At 63.8% G+C, this 13,008-nt stretch carries 11 protein-coding genes; 4 read left to right on the top strand and 7 right to left on the bottom strand.

From position 1 onward, the window contains the following. Nucleotides 1-101: 101 nt before the first annotated feature. A complete protein-coding gene (gene clpP / locus RW095_RS31500; RefSeq protein ID WP_317022744.1) occupies nt 102-761 on the bottom strand; it encodes an ATP-dependent Clp endopeptidase proteolytic subunit ClpP in 660 nt (219 codons plus the stop codon). Nucleotides 762-962: 201 nt separating this feature from the next. On the opposite strand from clpP, the gene RW095_RS31495 reads away from it, so the two are divergent. Beyond that, nucleotides 963-2,138: a sigma-70 family RNA polymerase sigma factor gene (locus RW095_RS31495; RefSeq protein ID WP_317022574.1), complete on the top strand. Its 1,176-nt coding sequence runs from the start codon at nt 963-965 to the stop codon at nt 2,136-2,138. Here RW095_RS31495 and RW095_RS31490 read toward each other — a convergent pair. The 3 genes from RW095_RS31490 to RW095_RS31480 form a co-directional block, all read right to left on the bottom strand. Continuing rightward, nucleotides 2,094-3,368, bottom strand: a complete 1,275-nt coding sequence (locus tag RW095_RS31490; RefSeq protein ID WP_317022743.1) for an EAL domain-containing protein — start codon at nt 3,366-3,368, stop codon at nt 2,094-2,096. The genes RW095_RS31495 and RW095_RS31490 overlap by 45 nt on opposite strands. A gap of 462 nt (nt 3,369-3,830) precedes the next feature. Beyond that, entirely contained in the window at nt 3,831-5,291 is a 1,461-nt protein-coding gene (mdtD, locus tag RW095_RS31485; RefSeq protein ID WP_317022573.1) for a multidrug transporter subunit MdtD, read from the bottom strand. 390 nt (nt 5,292-5,681) lie between these two features. Beyond that, entirely contained in the window at nt 5,682-7,094 is a 1,413-nt protein-coding gene (locus tag RW095_RS31480) for an aminotransferase-like domain-containing protein (RefSeq protein ID WP_317022572.1), read from the bottom strand. A 170-nt stretch (nt 7,095-7,264) separates the two neighbouring features. Here RW095_RS31480 and RW095_RS31475 point away from each other — a divergent pair, with 170 nt between their 5' ends. After that, a complete protein-coding gene (locus RW095_RS31475) occupies nt 7,265-7,570 on the top strand; it encodes a DUF2917 domain-containing protein (protein ID WP_317022571.1) in 306 nt (101 codons plus the stop codon). A gap of 48 nt (nt 7,571-7,618) precedes the next feature. Here RW095_RS31475 and RW095_RS31470 read toward each other — a convergent pair whose 3' ends face one another. Then, nucleotides 7,619-8,848 (bottom strand): citrate synthase family protein, encoded by a 1,230-nt coding sequence (locus tag RW095_RS31470; protein ID WP_317022570.1) that lies wholly within the window; start codon nt 8,846-8,848, stop codon nt 7,619-7,621. A gap of 127 nt (nt 8,849-8,975) precedes the next feature. Here RW095_RS31470 and RW095_RS31465 point away from each other — a divergent pair, with 127 nt between their 5' ends. After that, nucleotides 8,976-10,394, top strand: a complete 1,419-nt coding sequence (locus tag RW095_RS31465) for a CoA transferase (RefSeq protein WP_317022569.1) — start codon at nt 8,976-8,978, stop codon at nt 10,392-10,394. A 42-nt stretch (nt 10,395-10,436) separates the two neighbouring features. On the opposite strand, the gene RW095_RS31460 is transcribed toward RW095_RS31465, so the two are convergent. Next, nucleotides 10,437-11,183 carry a GntR family transcriptional regulator gene (locus RW095_RS31460; RefSeq protein WP_128590219.1) on the bottom strand — a complete coding sequence of 249 codons (747 nt, stop codon included), beginning with the start codon at nt 11,181-11,183 and terminating at the stop codon, nt 10,437-10,439. Between the two features lie 207 nt (nt 11,184-11,390). Between RW095_RS31460 and RW095_RS31455 the strand changes: the two genes are divergently transcribed. Next, complete coding sequence (locus RW095_RS31455; protein ID WP_317022568.1) at nt 11,391-12,236, top strand: aldo/keto reductase; 846 nt, start codon at nt 11,391-11,393, stop codon at nt 12,234-12,236. Nucleotides 12,237-12,395: 159 nt separating this feature from the next. On the opposite strand, the gene RW095_RS31450 is transcribed toward RW095_RS31455, so the two are convergent. After that, on the bottom strand, nt 12,396-12,878 hold the full coding sequence (locus RW095_RS31450) for a hypothetical protein (RefSeq protein ID WP_317022567.1): 483 nt from the start codon (nt 12,876-12,878) through the stop codon (nt 12,396-12,398). Nucleotides 12,879-13,008 lie beyond the last annotated feature (130 nt).

Below are 13,008 nucleotides of genomic sequence, written 5' to 3'. Positions count from 1 at the left end.
ATCTCCATTGAAGCGCTCGTCGATGTCGACGAATCGCGACCATGATAGCGATTCCAGCGAAGCTGATCAGCTTTTGTCGAGACAACAGTCCAACGGGCCCCCTACAGGTCATGGCGTCTGTCTGGCACGACCGGAGACAGGCCTAGCGCCGCACGCGTTTCCAATACCTCGTCCACGAGGCCATAGGTTTTTGCCGCGAGGGCAGACATGAAATTGTCGCGGTCTGTGTCGCGCGCGATTTCCTCGATGCTTCGCCCTGTCCGTTCGGCCATCATCGCATTTAGGCGTTCGCGCAGATAGAGTACTTCCTTCGCCTGAATGTCGATGTCTGCCGCCGTGCCCTGGCTACCGCCCGAGGGCTGGTGAATCATGATGCGCGCGTTGGGCAATGCGTACCGCTTGCCGCGTTGGCCGGCGCACAACAGGAACGTGCCCATGCTTGCAGCAAAGCCGGTGCATAACGTCGAGACTTCGGGCTTGATGAACTGCATGGTGTCGTAAATTGCGAGGCCGTCGTAAACCGAGCCGCCCGGCGAATTGATGTAAAACGAAATATCCTTATCGGGGTTCTCGGATTCCAGAAACAGCAATTGCGCCACGATGAGACTGGCCGACTGCTCATTGACGGGCCCGACTAGAAACACGATGCGCTCGCGCAACAAACGGGAATAAATGTCGTAGGCGCGCTCTCCGCGACCGGACTGCTCTATGACGGTTGGCACGAGGCCGAGACCTGTGACGGGTGGATAACTGGGATGCATTTTTGCCTCGCGGAAGTGGGTTGCTGTCCCTATGACGATCCCGCCGTCGGCCGCGTGACGTAAATATTTTTTTGGCGCGCCTGTCACGCAACGGATCGCCCAACCGTCAAGCTGCAATGGATGCCTTTTGCGGCGTGCCGCTGGAGAATCCTGCATATCAGCGCACGCGCTTTTCATCACGCACGATCTGGAGGTCAAGGCATGACAGAACACGAAATCGACAAGGCATCCAGCTTCGGTGCGGTGCGCGCCCGCCTCATCGCGTTGGCGTACCGCATGCTAGGCAGCCGCGCGGAGGCGGAAGACATTGTGCAGGACGTCTGGCTGAAGTGGCATCTTGCCGATACGCGTGAGGTGCAGACGCCGGCCGCCTGGCTCACCACACTGACCACGCGCACGGCGATCGACCGTCTGCGAAATGTGCAGCGCGAGCGGGAATCGCAGGCCACCGGCTGGTTGCCGGAGCCCTGGCTCGACGAAGTCGCGCCATCGGCCGAAGAACTCGCCTTGCGCGCCGCGGAAATGTCGTATGGCGTGATGCTATTGCTGGAGCGTCTCAAACCCGACGAGCGTGCGGCGTTCGTGCTGCACGAAGCGTTTGACTGTGACTATGCCGAGATCGGCAAGATCCTGCAGCGTACGCCAGCAAGTTGCAGGCAGATTGTCCATCGAGCGAGAGTTCGTTTGCAGCGCGCGGGCGCGCCGTTGCAAAGGCCGGATGCGCAGGCGCACGCGCGGATCGTCGAACGTTTGCGCAGCGCGCTGGAGGCGCAAGACCGGGCAAGCTTGCTCGACCTGTTTAGCGACACGCCGGAAGTCGTTAGCGACGAGCCGGTGTTCGGGCCGCTGAATGTGGTGGCACGTTCGCCCGCACCTTCAGTCGCGCGTGTCGATGCGGAAGCGGTAACAAACCCGCCGGGACTACCGGCACAGGCGCTCGCCCAAGCACCTGCCTGCAAGCAAGAATCTACGCTCGGCTCCACGTTCGGCGATTGGATCGAGAAGGTCACGTCGCTGGCAGGGCAGGCGAGTCATGTCGAACTGGTGTCGGTGGGCGGAGCGCCGTCCATCGCTTTCCTTATCGAAGGCGAGGTCGTCGCGTTGATCGACGTCTCTACGGAAGGTTCGCACAACGGCCGGACAAGCGGCGAGAGGCATGGTCAGATGCACGGGCAGATGCACGGCCCGGTCTGCAGCGCGACCAGCGGCGCTCAGAAGATCGTGTCGTTGCGCGCGGTAACGAGCGCGGCGCGGCTGCAGGCCGCCAACCGCGTTTTAGGCCGCGCGGTGGTCACTGAGTTGCTGGCGCGAATTACGCGGAACCCGGTGCAGTCAATTGCGATGGGCCGCGACTTCCCAGTTGATGTCTACGCATAGCACTTGTGTACCCCTCGGCGTATGCGCGGCGATAGAGGCAGTCACACACAAATGCGCTTCGTTGATCGAAAGATAGGGAGGTGTTAGATGCACCTGGCCCGGCACACGCATCGCCTGAATGAAATACGGCCGGCGCTCCCAGCTTGCGCCCTCGGAATGCAACAGCGGGCGAAAGCGTTTGGCGCGTTGCGAGGCGCGCCCCGGAGGCAGCACGTTGTCGCCGATCTGCCGTCCCGAGCCGTCGAGAATGAAGCAGCGTGCCGTTTCGCCGAGCTTCAGCAGCGGAGCGGTCGCCTCAGCAGCAGGCCGCCCCGCAACAAGCTCTGCGGCTGCCGTTTGGAGCGCAGTCACGTACGGCGCGAGCCGCGTAGCCTGCGCGCGCTCACGCGCTGCAACGCGTTCGCGCAACGCTGCCGAGAGCGAGTCCATCAAACCAGCAGCGGTTTGCGGCTTGACCGCCTCGACGCTCGGACCCGCAAAGAAGGCGCCCTGCACGAAGTCGACGTTGCATTCGAGGGCGATCAGCGCATCGCGTTCGGTACTGAGGCCACCCATCAGCACTAATTGGCCGGACTCATGCAGCAGCGAGACGAGGCCGGGCAGCACGCGTTCAATGTGCGAATGTTCGCTGGCCTGGGCGAGAATGCAGCGATCGAGCGTGACAATGTCGGGGCGCAGGTTCCAGACTCGGTCAATGTTCGAATGCTTGGCGCCAAAGCCATCGAGCGCAATCAGAAAGCCTGACTTGCGGAGTGCGTCGACGATCTCCGCAAAACGGGTTGTTTCGCCGCCCGCCTGTTCGGACACTTCCAGGACCACGCGTTGTGGCGGCAAGCCCAACGCCTTGAGGCCGGCCAGGAGTGCGTCGCCATAACTGGTGTCCATCAGTGCGGCCGGGTGAAGGCTCAGAAAGAGCCATTCATCGTGACTGTCGAACGCGTTGAAGTTGCCGAGGTGGAGCGATTCCGCCAGCCGACCCAGTTCTAGCAGGTCGCCGCGGCGCGCGGCTTGGGTGAAGACCTCGTGCGAGGGTACTTGCAACGCATGCTCGTCGTGGGCGCGCAGCGATGCGTGATAACCTATTGCGCGCCGGTGCGACACCGAAAAAACCGGCTGGAACACGCTGAAGACGGTGTAGCCGCCGTATAGAACGGTGCGCCGGGAGCCTTCGTCGCCGGCCATCGGGCGGGGAGGCTGGAAACCGGGAGGATCGAGTTCGATCATGCTCATCATGTCAGTCGTGTGAGGGGCGGCGCGATTGCATGCTCGATGCAGATGTGCATGCGGGATACGTAAGTTTACAGGATAGAAGAGCAAGATTTATGCGCATGCAGAGATGCTGCGTGCGCGCGCCGTTGCCACGAGGGATCGTAAACATTGTGCGCCAACCCGGGCGCTCTCGCGGTAGTTCGCACTTTGCTGGTGCGGGCGGCGCCCCGCGGCAGAGCCCACGTTGGCGGCGACGATCTTTCAGGAAAAGCCCGTAGGAGCGCGTGAAGTGGTAGCAGGTGCTGGAACTCCCGTCGAAGACTGACAGCTAACGTCTTCCACTGGCACCAACGGTCGACCCCCGCCGCCAACCAACGCGCAAACCAACGCGCAAACCAACGCGCAAACCAACGCGCAAACCAACGCGCAAACCAACGCGGCGCCCCCAACCAACGCAACCCGCCGCAAGCGAACTAGGAAGATTCAGGTGCGCTCAGAAGGATCGGTCTTTTTGGCGGGCGTCCGGATATCCGGCGACAACTGCGCGAAGATCCACGCCGAACCTGCGGTGATGATGCCAACGCACAGGAAAGTCGCATGAAAGGCGGGCAGCGAGTTTGCGGCTGTCACACGCGGCAACAGGCCCGTGAATGTGGCGAGCAGGGCGCCGGCCACTGTCACGCCGAGGCTCATCGACAGCATCTGGACAAGGGAGAACAAACTGTTGCCGCTGCTTGCGCCGCCGGTGCCGAGGTCCTTGAGCGTCAAGGTGTTCATCGCGGTGAATTGCATCGAGTTGACTGCGCCGAACAATGCCAGTTGCACGAGCCTCAACCATAACGGCTGGCCCGCGCTGGTGAGGGAGAAACTCGCCATCATCAAGCCGACAAGAATCGTGTTGGTCATCAATACGCGGCGATAGCTGTACTTGACGATCAGCTTTGTCACGAGGCGCTTGGACGCCATGCCCGCAGCCGCGACGGGCAGCATCATCATGCCGGCTTCGAATGCGCTATAGCCGAGACTCACCTGCAATAGCAACGGAATCAGATACGGCATCGCGCCGCTGCCGATCCGCGCGAATAGATTGCCAAGCAGTCCGACGCTGAAGGTGTGGATCTTGAACAGATCGAGCGGAAAAATAGGCGATGGCTCGCGCACCGCGTGCAAACCGTAGGCGACAAAACACGCCAGGCTTAGGATCAGCAGCACAAGCACGGTCGCGTGTTGAATGCCGAATTCCGTACGGCCGTCGAGCGCGGACGAAATCGCCACCATGCCGACGACGAGAAGAAGATAGCCTTTGACGTCGAACTTGCCGACCTGTTCGTTACGGCTATCCGGCATGAATATGAATGTGGCGATGCATCCGGCGACGCCCACGGGCACGTTGATCAGAAAGATCCAGTGCCACGATGCGATTTTCACGAGCCAGCCGCCAAGCGTCGGACCGATCAACGGACCGATCAGTCCGGGTATGGCAACGAATGACAGCGCCGGCAGGTAGCGTTCCGCGGGAAACGTCCGCAATACTGCGAGCCGCCCGACCGGCAACAGCATTGCGCCGCCCACGCCTTGCACGATACGGAACACCACCAGCTGGTTCAGGGTATGAGCGTTCGCGCACAGCAACGAGCCGACCGCGAAGACCAGGATCGCGCTGAACAACACGCGCCGCGTACCGAGTTTGTCGGCGAGCCAGCCGGACACGGGGATCATCACGGCCATCGTCAGCGAATAAGCGATTACGACCGACTGCATGCGCAGCGGGAGTTCGCCGAGGCTCGTTGCCATCGCGGGGAGGGCTGTGTTGACGATCGTCGAATCGAGCGTCTGCATGAAAAAGCCGGTCGCGACGAGCCATAGCATCACCGTGAGCGAGCGGGCGGAAGGAGCGCTGGGTGCGACGGTTGCCGAGGCGGGCGGACTTGGCGGCGTGGACATGAAGTGGCGGCTAGGCGCAAGGACGGCAGGGACCCGCTATTCTAGGGAAAAGCAGCCGGCGACGCAGGAAGGCCAAAGCCGCAAGCCGCGCGAGGCAGACAGGTCGTGAGGAGCTGATGCGCGCGGCGGGGGTAGATGCAACGCGGTGAAGCCGCGAAGTCAGGCGCGGACAGAACGGGGTCAACCACGCCAACCACGCCAACCACGCCAACCACGCGAACCACGCCAACCATGCGAACCACGCCCACCAACCCAAGCCTCCAACTCCCACCCCCGCGACCACTAACCGCGACCACCCACCCCCGCGACCACTAACCGCGACCACCCACCCCCGCGACCACTAACCGCGACCACCCACCCCCGCGACCACCCACCCCGGCACCACCACCCCTACCCCCGCAACCCCGCCGCCGCGCGAAAAAACGCTTGCGCCCTCGGCTCGTTCCCCAACGCGGCGTGAATCCGGATCCACGGGCTCTGCTCCATTCCCGGCCGGAAGTAGCTGCCCGGCGCAACGGTCACGCCCAGGGGCGCACCGCACTCCACCAGCCGCTCAGCGTTGTCCACATGCGGCACGCGAACCCACAGAAATTTCCCTCCGACCGGCTTTTCGAACACCTCCCAGCCGGCATCTTCGAGCGTTTGTATCGTCGAGCCCAAAGCATCGCGCATGCGGCGGCGCAGTCGCTCGAGATATTTGCGGTATGCGCCGCGCTCGAGCAGCGACGCTGTCACCGTCTCCGCAAAGAGCGACCCGCCGATGCTCGTCAGCATCTTGATATCGACTAGATCCTTGATGATCGCGTGGCTCGCCACCACACAGCCAATCCGCAACGACGACGACAGCGTCTTCGACAGTCCGCCGATATAAATCACGTGTTCCAACTGATCGAGGGTTGCGAGGCGGTCCGTGATATCGGTTTGAAAGTCGGCGTAAATGTCGTCTTCGATAATCGTGAAGTTGTGCTCGCGCGCGAGTTGCAGCAGCCGGAACGCCACCGGCGGGGCAACGGTCGTTCCGGTCGGATTGTGGAACACGGTGTTGATGAAGAACAGCTTCGGCCTATGCAGCTTCAACTGCGCCTGCATGACGTCGAGGTCCGGGCCGCTCCGCGTGCGTGGAATGCCGATCAGCCGGACGCCGTGCAACTTCAGCAGGCCATACAGGTTGTAGTACCCTGGATCCTCGACGAAGATCGTGTCGCCCGCCTTCAGCATGTAACGCATCAGCAGATCGAACGCCTGGCTTGCGCCGTTCGTAATCAGAATCTGCGAAGTGTCCGCGCGGATCCCCAGTTGTGCGATTCGTGCCTGCAAATGTTCGCGCAAGCTCAGGTTGCCGAGCGGCGTCGCGTAGTCGACCATGCTCGCGGGATCGGTGCGCAGCACGTGCCGTATCGCCTGGGCGATGCCGTCGGTGTCCCGCCACGCCTCGGGAATGAAGCCGCTGCCAAGCTTCAGCGTTTCGCCGGGATGGTTGAACTGCTGGAGGAGGTGGTCGGACTCGTCCTCGGCGCGGCGCGGGTCCGACGTGCCGTCGCACTGCGCGCCGCCCGGCGGCCGGTCGGCCACGTAGAAGCCCGAGCCGTGGCGCGAGTCGACGTAACCAAGCCACACCAGCCGGTCATAAGCCTCGATCGCCGGAAAGCGGCTCACGCCGTAGTCGGCTGCGAACTGACGGATCGACGGCAATTTCGAGCCGGGATGCGCGGTGCGCGAGCGGATCCACGCGGTCACGCCCGCGACGATCTGCTCGGTCAGCGGCACACCATTGTCCCGGTCGAGCTGAATTTCGAGTCGCATACGGTTTCCTCCCCTAACGCGTTGTGCGGGCCAACAGAGCCGTCGCGCGTCAACTGTTCGGTTTTTCAGCTGCACAGTTCCGATGAAAGTGTTCGGAACTGTGCATGGGTATTCGATCATCGCACGTCAATAATCGATACAACAGAGAAGCCCTTTGAAGGAGAACGGCAATGCGTGAAGTGCGGATTTTCGAACTTGAACATGATGAGCCTGCCGCGGCCTGGCATGTCGCGCGCCCGTCCACCTTCAAAGTGATCTCGGGTGAGATCTGGCTGACGGTCGAAGGCGACAGCGAGGACTACTGGCTCGCCACGGGTGAATCTATCGAACTCCCGCGCCGGGCAGTGGCGTGGGTCAGCGCGGGGCGTGACGGTGCGCGTTTCGCGCTTGCAAGCGGATCGGAACGCGGAACCATGAAGCCGATGCTCGGCGTGCCGGCACCGAACTGGCTGCCGCGCTGGCTTGGCGCGGCGTGACAAGAGTGCCGGCGGGAGTGCCGGCGCGAGGGGCGCTTGCCCGCCGGCTCACGCCTCGAGCTCCCCAACATAGCGCGCCCGCGGCCGGATCAGCCTGCCGTCGCGCGCCTGTTCCATTGCGTGCGCGATCCATCCGACCACTCGCCCCACTGCGAAGAGCGTGAAGGCGGCGCTCGCCGGCAAGCCGAGCACACGCTCGATGGCCGCAAGCGCGAAGTCGACGGTCGGCTCCGCGCCGGTCGTATCGCGCACCGCTCGCGCCAGCGCCAGCACCTGAGGGAGCGGCGAGCGGGCCGGCGCACAGTCTTGCAGCAACTCCAGCAGGAGCCGGGCGCGCGGGTCGCCTTCCGGATAAAGCGGATGCCCGAAGCCCGACAGCACCGGCCCTTGCATGCCGTGCTCGTGACGCGACAAACGGGTAGCAAGGTAACGATCGAGGTCGGCGGCGCGCGAAGCTTCGTCCAATAGTGCGGCAATGCGCACGGTTTCTCCGCCGTGACGCGGGCCCGCAAGCGCGGCCAGACCGCCCGCGACCGCGCCGAACAGATGAGTGCCCGTCGACGTGATGCAGCGAACCGTGAACGTCGACGCGTTCAGTTCGTGATCCGCGCACGCAACAAGCGCAGCGCGCAGCAGCCCCGCTTGCTGGCGGCTGCGCACCTGCCAGGCCGATGCCAGTTGCCGATGCAGCGGCGCATTCGACGGCGCCGCCGAGATCATGGCGGCGGCCAGCAGCCGCATCACGGCGCAGGCGCTGTCCAGCTGCGCATCGCGACCGAGCGCCCACACCCGCGGCATTTGCGCGGCGGCCGCAGGCAGCAGCACCAGCGCGCGATCGAGCGGCGTACTGTCGCCCCACAGCTTCAGCCACGCGGCCCATTGAGCAGCGGCGATCGGAACGGCCGGCGCGTCAGCAATGCGCGCCGCGCTGCACTCCCATAGCAACGCGGCGACGTCTTCGAGCGATTGGGTGCGCGCGAGCGCCGTCGCATCGTGCCCGCGATACAGCAGGCGGCCCTGCGCGACCAGCGTGATCGACGATTCGAGCACCGGCACGCCCCAGTCCAACACTTTCTGCGCGACTTTGCCCGCGCGTTTGCCGTCTTCCTTGCGCCGCGCGAGCCGCCGCACTTCGCGCGCGTCGTAGCGGCGATGCTTGCCTTGTGTGTGCGGCGACGAGTTCAGCAACCCGCGGCTCACATACGCATAAAGCGTGGCGAGGCTGATGCCGAGTTCGGCGGCGGCTTCGCGGGCGGTCAACGAGTCGGACAAAGGCATTGGAATGCGCGGCAAAGTAGAGATTAACCAAAGAAATCAATATATGTTGATTATCATAATCAAGATTGATTAACACAAGGCGCAATTCTAGACTCGATCGCATCCCCGTTACTCGAATGTGAACGACATGACGCCTGAACTCGCGCTCCACCACATCTGGACCCTTGCGAACTGCGAGCCAGCCGCGCTCCGTTCCGTGCATTTCACCGGCTCGGAGCCGGGCTTGCCGTCGGTGTTTCGGGTCGGCGCGCTGGCGTCCGCGACCATCGCGGCGACGGGGTTGGCGGCGGCTGAGTACCATAGGTTGCGCACAAGGCACGGGCAGCGCGTAACGGTGGACATGCGGCGCGCGCTGGCTTCTTTCCGCAGCGAACGTTACCTGCGCGTCGACGACGGGCCGCCGCCCGCGCTGCGCGATCCGGTGACGGGTTTCTACGAGACGGGAGACGGCCGCTGGATCCAGTTGCATACGAATTTCGCGCATCACCTGAACGGTGTGTTGAAGGTGCTCGGTTGCCAGAACGAACGCGTCGCGGTCGCGGCGGCCATTCGCGGCTGGGAGGGCGCCACGCTCGATCAGACTCTCGCCGATGCGGGCCTTTGCGCCGCGCTGATCCGCACGCCCGGCGAGTGGGCCGCGCTCGACCAGGCAAAAGCAATCGCGGATGTGCCGCTCTTTGAAATAGAGCGGATCGGCGATGCGCCGCCGGCACTGCCCAAGCCCCAGCCGCCGTTCGAGTCGCCATCGCGCAATATTGGAAACCGGCCGCTGTCCGGCGTGCGGGTGCTAGACCTGTCGCGCATCATCGCGGGACCGGTGGCCGGGCGAGCGCTCGCGCAGCATGGCGCTCAGGTGCTGATGATCAACGGGCCGCATCTGCCGAACATTGCGCCGCTCGTCATCGACAACGGGCGCGGCAAACGCTCGGCTGTGGTCGATCTTCGCGACGCGGCAGGACGCGGGACTCTGCGCGGTCTGACGCGCGACGCCGACGTCTTTCTGCAGGCGTATCGGCCTGGAGCGCTCGCCGGGCGCGGATTCAGTCCCGAGGACGTGGCGCGCTTGAGGCCCGGCATCGTCTATGTATCGGTATGCGCGTATGGATACGAAGGACCATGGGCCTCACGGCGCGGTTTCGATAGTCTCGTGCAGTCCGCGAGCGGCATTGCGATGACCGAGCAGCGCGCGGCCGGATCGCCCGAGCCGAGACATCTGCCGTGTCAGGCGCTCGATCACGCGACTGGCTATCTCGCCGCTTTCGGTGCCATGGCTGCCTTGGCCCGACGCGCCACCGAAGGCGGAAGCTGGCACGTCAAAGTTTCGCTCGCACAGACAGGCCGGTGGCTGCAATCGTTCGGCGAGATTGCCGACGGGTGGCAAGCACCCGATGTTTCGCTCGATGACGTGCGCGATTGCCTTGTCACAGGCGATTCGGAATTCGGTCGCGTACAGGCCGTGCAACCGGCCGAACAACTGGAAGAGACGCCGGCTTTTCTTGCGCTGCCGCCATCGCGCATCGGCGCGCATGACGCGAAGTGGCTTTAACGGAACCACTTCGCTGCATCGGACCGGCCCTGACAGGTCCGCCTATTTGCGCAGCTCCGCGACGAAATCGTAGTAATCGTTGCGGCAGTATGTATCGGTCAATTCGATAGCGCGCTGGTCGGCCGTGTAGCCGACGCGCGTAATCAGCAGCAGCGCTTCGTTCGGCGCGATGCTCATTTGCTGCGCGATTTCTTCGCTCGCATTCACCGCGCGGAAATGCTGCAGCGCGCGGACGATCGTCAGTCCGCGGTTCTCCAGATAGGTGTACAACGAATCGCCAATTGCCTGCGGATCGGGAATCACCGCAGCGGGGAACGTCGAATTTTCGACAGCCATCACGATGCCGTCAGCGAGACGCAAGCGCCGCAGACGCGTCACGGCCGCAGCCGGCGAAAGCCCGAGTTGGATCACTTCTTCGCGATTGGCCGGCTGAATCTCGCGCGACAGCCACTTCGAACTCGGCGTAAAGCCTCGCCGCCGCAACATTTCGCTGAAGCTCGACAGACGCGACAGCGGATCTTCATAGCGTGGTGTGATGAAACTGCCGGCGCCTTGCGTGCGTCGAATCAATCCCTGTTCGACGAGTAGCGCGATAGCCTTGCGTGAAGTGATTCGCGAGACGCCGAGCGCCTCGGAAAGCACGCGCTCCGACGGCAGTGCCTCGCCGGCGTTCCAGCGGTTCTCGTGAATGGCCGTGCCAAGCTTGCGGGCAAGTTGCAGATAAAGCGGTGTGTCGTTTTCCGGGTCCGGGCGCAGGTCGCGCCAGCGGTCTTCCGAGGCAGAGGTCATGGGGCTTACGCTAGAAGGGCGAGGAGCAATTCTAAGACATTGGCGCGCTACGTTATAGCGGGCTTTTGCCTGATGGCCTGCCGGATGGTCTTGCAGCGGCTAAACTCGTCGATACGCTTTCTTGCAGCGCCGCCGTGCATTGGTTTTGCGCCGGCGCGTGGTCACACATTTGGCCACAGTCCACAGTCAGTCAATTCAGGAGTCAGCATGACGACCGATATCGCAAGCGTGAGCCTGCCCGACGGCGAGCGCATCCCCAAACTCGGGCAAGGCACGTGGGAAATGGGCGAGCAGCCGGTGCGCCGCGCGGCCGAGATCGACGCGATTCGCTCAGGCGTCGAGCTTGGCATGACGCTGATCGATACCGCGGAAATGTATGGCGACGGCGCGACCGAATCGCTGCTGGGCGAAGCGCTCGCGGGGCTGCGCGATCGGGTGTTCCTCGTCAGCAAGGTGTATCCGCATAATGCGAGCCGGCGCGGTGTGATCGCTGCTTGCGAGCAGAGCCTCAAACGTCTGAAGACCGATCGGCTCGATCTCTATCTGCTGCATTGGCGCGGTTCGATACCGCTCGAAGAAACGGTCGCCGGCTTTGAAGCACTACGCGACGCGGGGAAGATCCGCCACTGGGGCGTGAGCAACTTCGATACCGAGGACATGGAAGAACTCATTGCCACGCCCGGCGGCGCGGCGTGCGCGACGAACCAGATTCTCTACAACGTCGCGCGGCGCGGGCCCGAGTTCGACCTCCTGCCGTGGCTCGCCGAACGCAATATGCCGGCAATGGCCTACAGTCCCGTCGATCACGCGCGTCTGCCGAAGCGCTCGCCGCTCGACGACATAGCCGGCGCGCGCGGCGTCTCCGTGTTTCAGGTGGCGCTCGCGTGGGTGCTTCAGCAGCCGGGCGTGTGCGCCATTCCGAAGACGGGCCGCGTCGAGCACGTGCGCGACAACCACCGTGCGCTGCAATTGCGGCTCGACGCTCAGGAACTCGCGGCCATCGACAGCTATTTCAAGCCGCCGCGCGGCAAGCGCCCGCTCGAAATGCTCTGAGCCCGGCGCGCGCCGCACAGGTATCGCGCGACAGTGAGCGCCCGGCGCCGTTCTGGGCATTCCTGGCGCGCCGCGTACCACGGACGCGAAGTCGCAACAAGAAATCGTCACGCCATGCGCGGCGGCGCGGCTCGGGCGCCGCTCAGGTGCCGCACGTCGTTAATTGCAACTGTGGTGCATGTGTACAGAGCCCAGCACCGCGACTTCGGCGGGCGTGTGCTTGAGCGATTCTTCGTTGACCTGGCCCGCGTCCCCGACGAACTCGTCGACGATCGAAGAAACCGCTGTATTGCGCAGACACAGTGACACGCGCTGTGTTTCGTTGGCCGGCAACGACGCGCGCTGGCCGAGGAACAGCACGCCGTACTGATAACCGTGGATGATGCCGCGGATCGCGCCGACGCATTGACCGTGCGCGACGTTGTCGTTCTTCTGCTTGCAGGTTTGCGCGAGCGAGTATGCGGAGAAGCTGGGGTCCACAGGCGGCGCGGCTTGCGACAACGTGGGCGACAACGGCTGGGCCGTCGGTGCGGGGCTTTGCGCGCCGGTTTGCGCATGGGCGAGCGAGGCGAAGCTCAGAGCAGCGGCCGCCGCGAGGCCGACGACCGTGCGTGCCGCGGAGTAGCGGACGTTTTGTTGCATGTTGTGGTGCCCTCATATCGAACGTTGAATCTGATATGAGGCAATTGCCGCGCTTTGGTTCCGGGCGTACGCGTCGCGCTGGCTTGCGGCTGTTGTCGCGCGTGCCCGCATGCATGCGATAAAGCGGAAG

Source organism: Paraburkholderia kirstenboschensis, from assembly GCF_032806925.1.
GTDB lineage: Bacteria > Pseudomonadota > Gammaproteobacteria > Burkholderiales > Burkholderiaceae > Paraburkholderia > Paraburkholderia kirstenboschensis.
The sequence above is the reverse complement of the archived record's forward strand: the minus strand, read 5'-3'. Positions and strand labels throughout refer to the sequence as shown.

Bases quoted from the DNA above. Each gene is read 5' to 3' on its own strand.
- clpP (WP_317022744.1), bottom strand. From the start codon at position 761: ATGCATCCCAGTTATCCACCCGTCACAGGTCTCGGCCTCGTGCCAACC.
- RW095_RS31495 (WP_317022574.1), top strand. From the start codon at position 963: ATGACAGAACACGAAATCGACAAGGCATCCAGCTTCGGTGCGGTGCGC.
- RW095_RS31490 (WP_317022743.1), bottom strand. From the start codon at position 3,368: ATGAGCATGATCGAACTCGATCCTCCCGGTTTCCAGCCTCCCCGCCCG.
- mdtD (WP_317022573.1), bottom strand. From the start codon at position 5,291: ATGTCCACGCCGCCAAGTCCGCCCGCCTCGGCAACCGTCGCACCCAGC.
- RW095_RS31480 (WP_317022572.1), bottom strand. From the start codon at position 7,094: ATGCGACTCGAAATTCAGCTCGACCGGGACAATGGTGTGCCGCTGACC.
- RW095_RS31475 (WP_317022571.1), top strand. From the start codon at position 7,265: ATGCGTGAAGTGCGGATTTTCGAACTTGAACATGATGAGCCTGCCGCG.
- RW095_RS31470 (WP_317022570.1), bottom strand. From the start codon at position 8,848: ATGCCTTTGTCCGACTCGTTGACCGCCCGCGAAGCCGCCGCCGAACTC.
- RW095_RS31465 (WP_317022569.1), top strand. From the start codon at position 8,976: ATGACGCCTGAACTCGCGCTCCACCACATCTGGACCCTTGCGAACTGC.
- RW095_RS31460 (WP_128590219.1), bottom strand. From the start codon at position 11,183: ATGACCTCTGCCTCGGAAGACCGCTGGCGCGACCTGCGCCCGGACCCG.
- RW095_RS31455 (WP_317022568.1), top strand. From the start codon at position 11,391: ATGACGACCGATATCGCAAGCGTGAGCCTGCCCGACGGCGAGCGCATC.
- RW095_RS31450 (WP_317022567.1), bottom strand. From the start codon at position 12,878: ATGCAACAAAACGTCCGCTACTCCGCGGCACGCACGGTCGTCGGCCTC.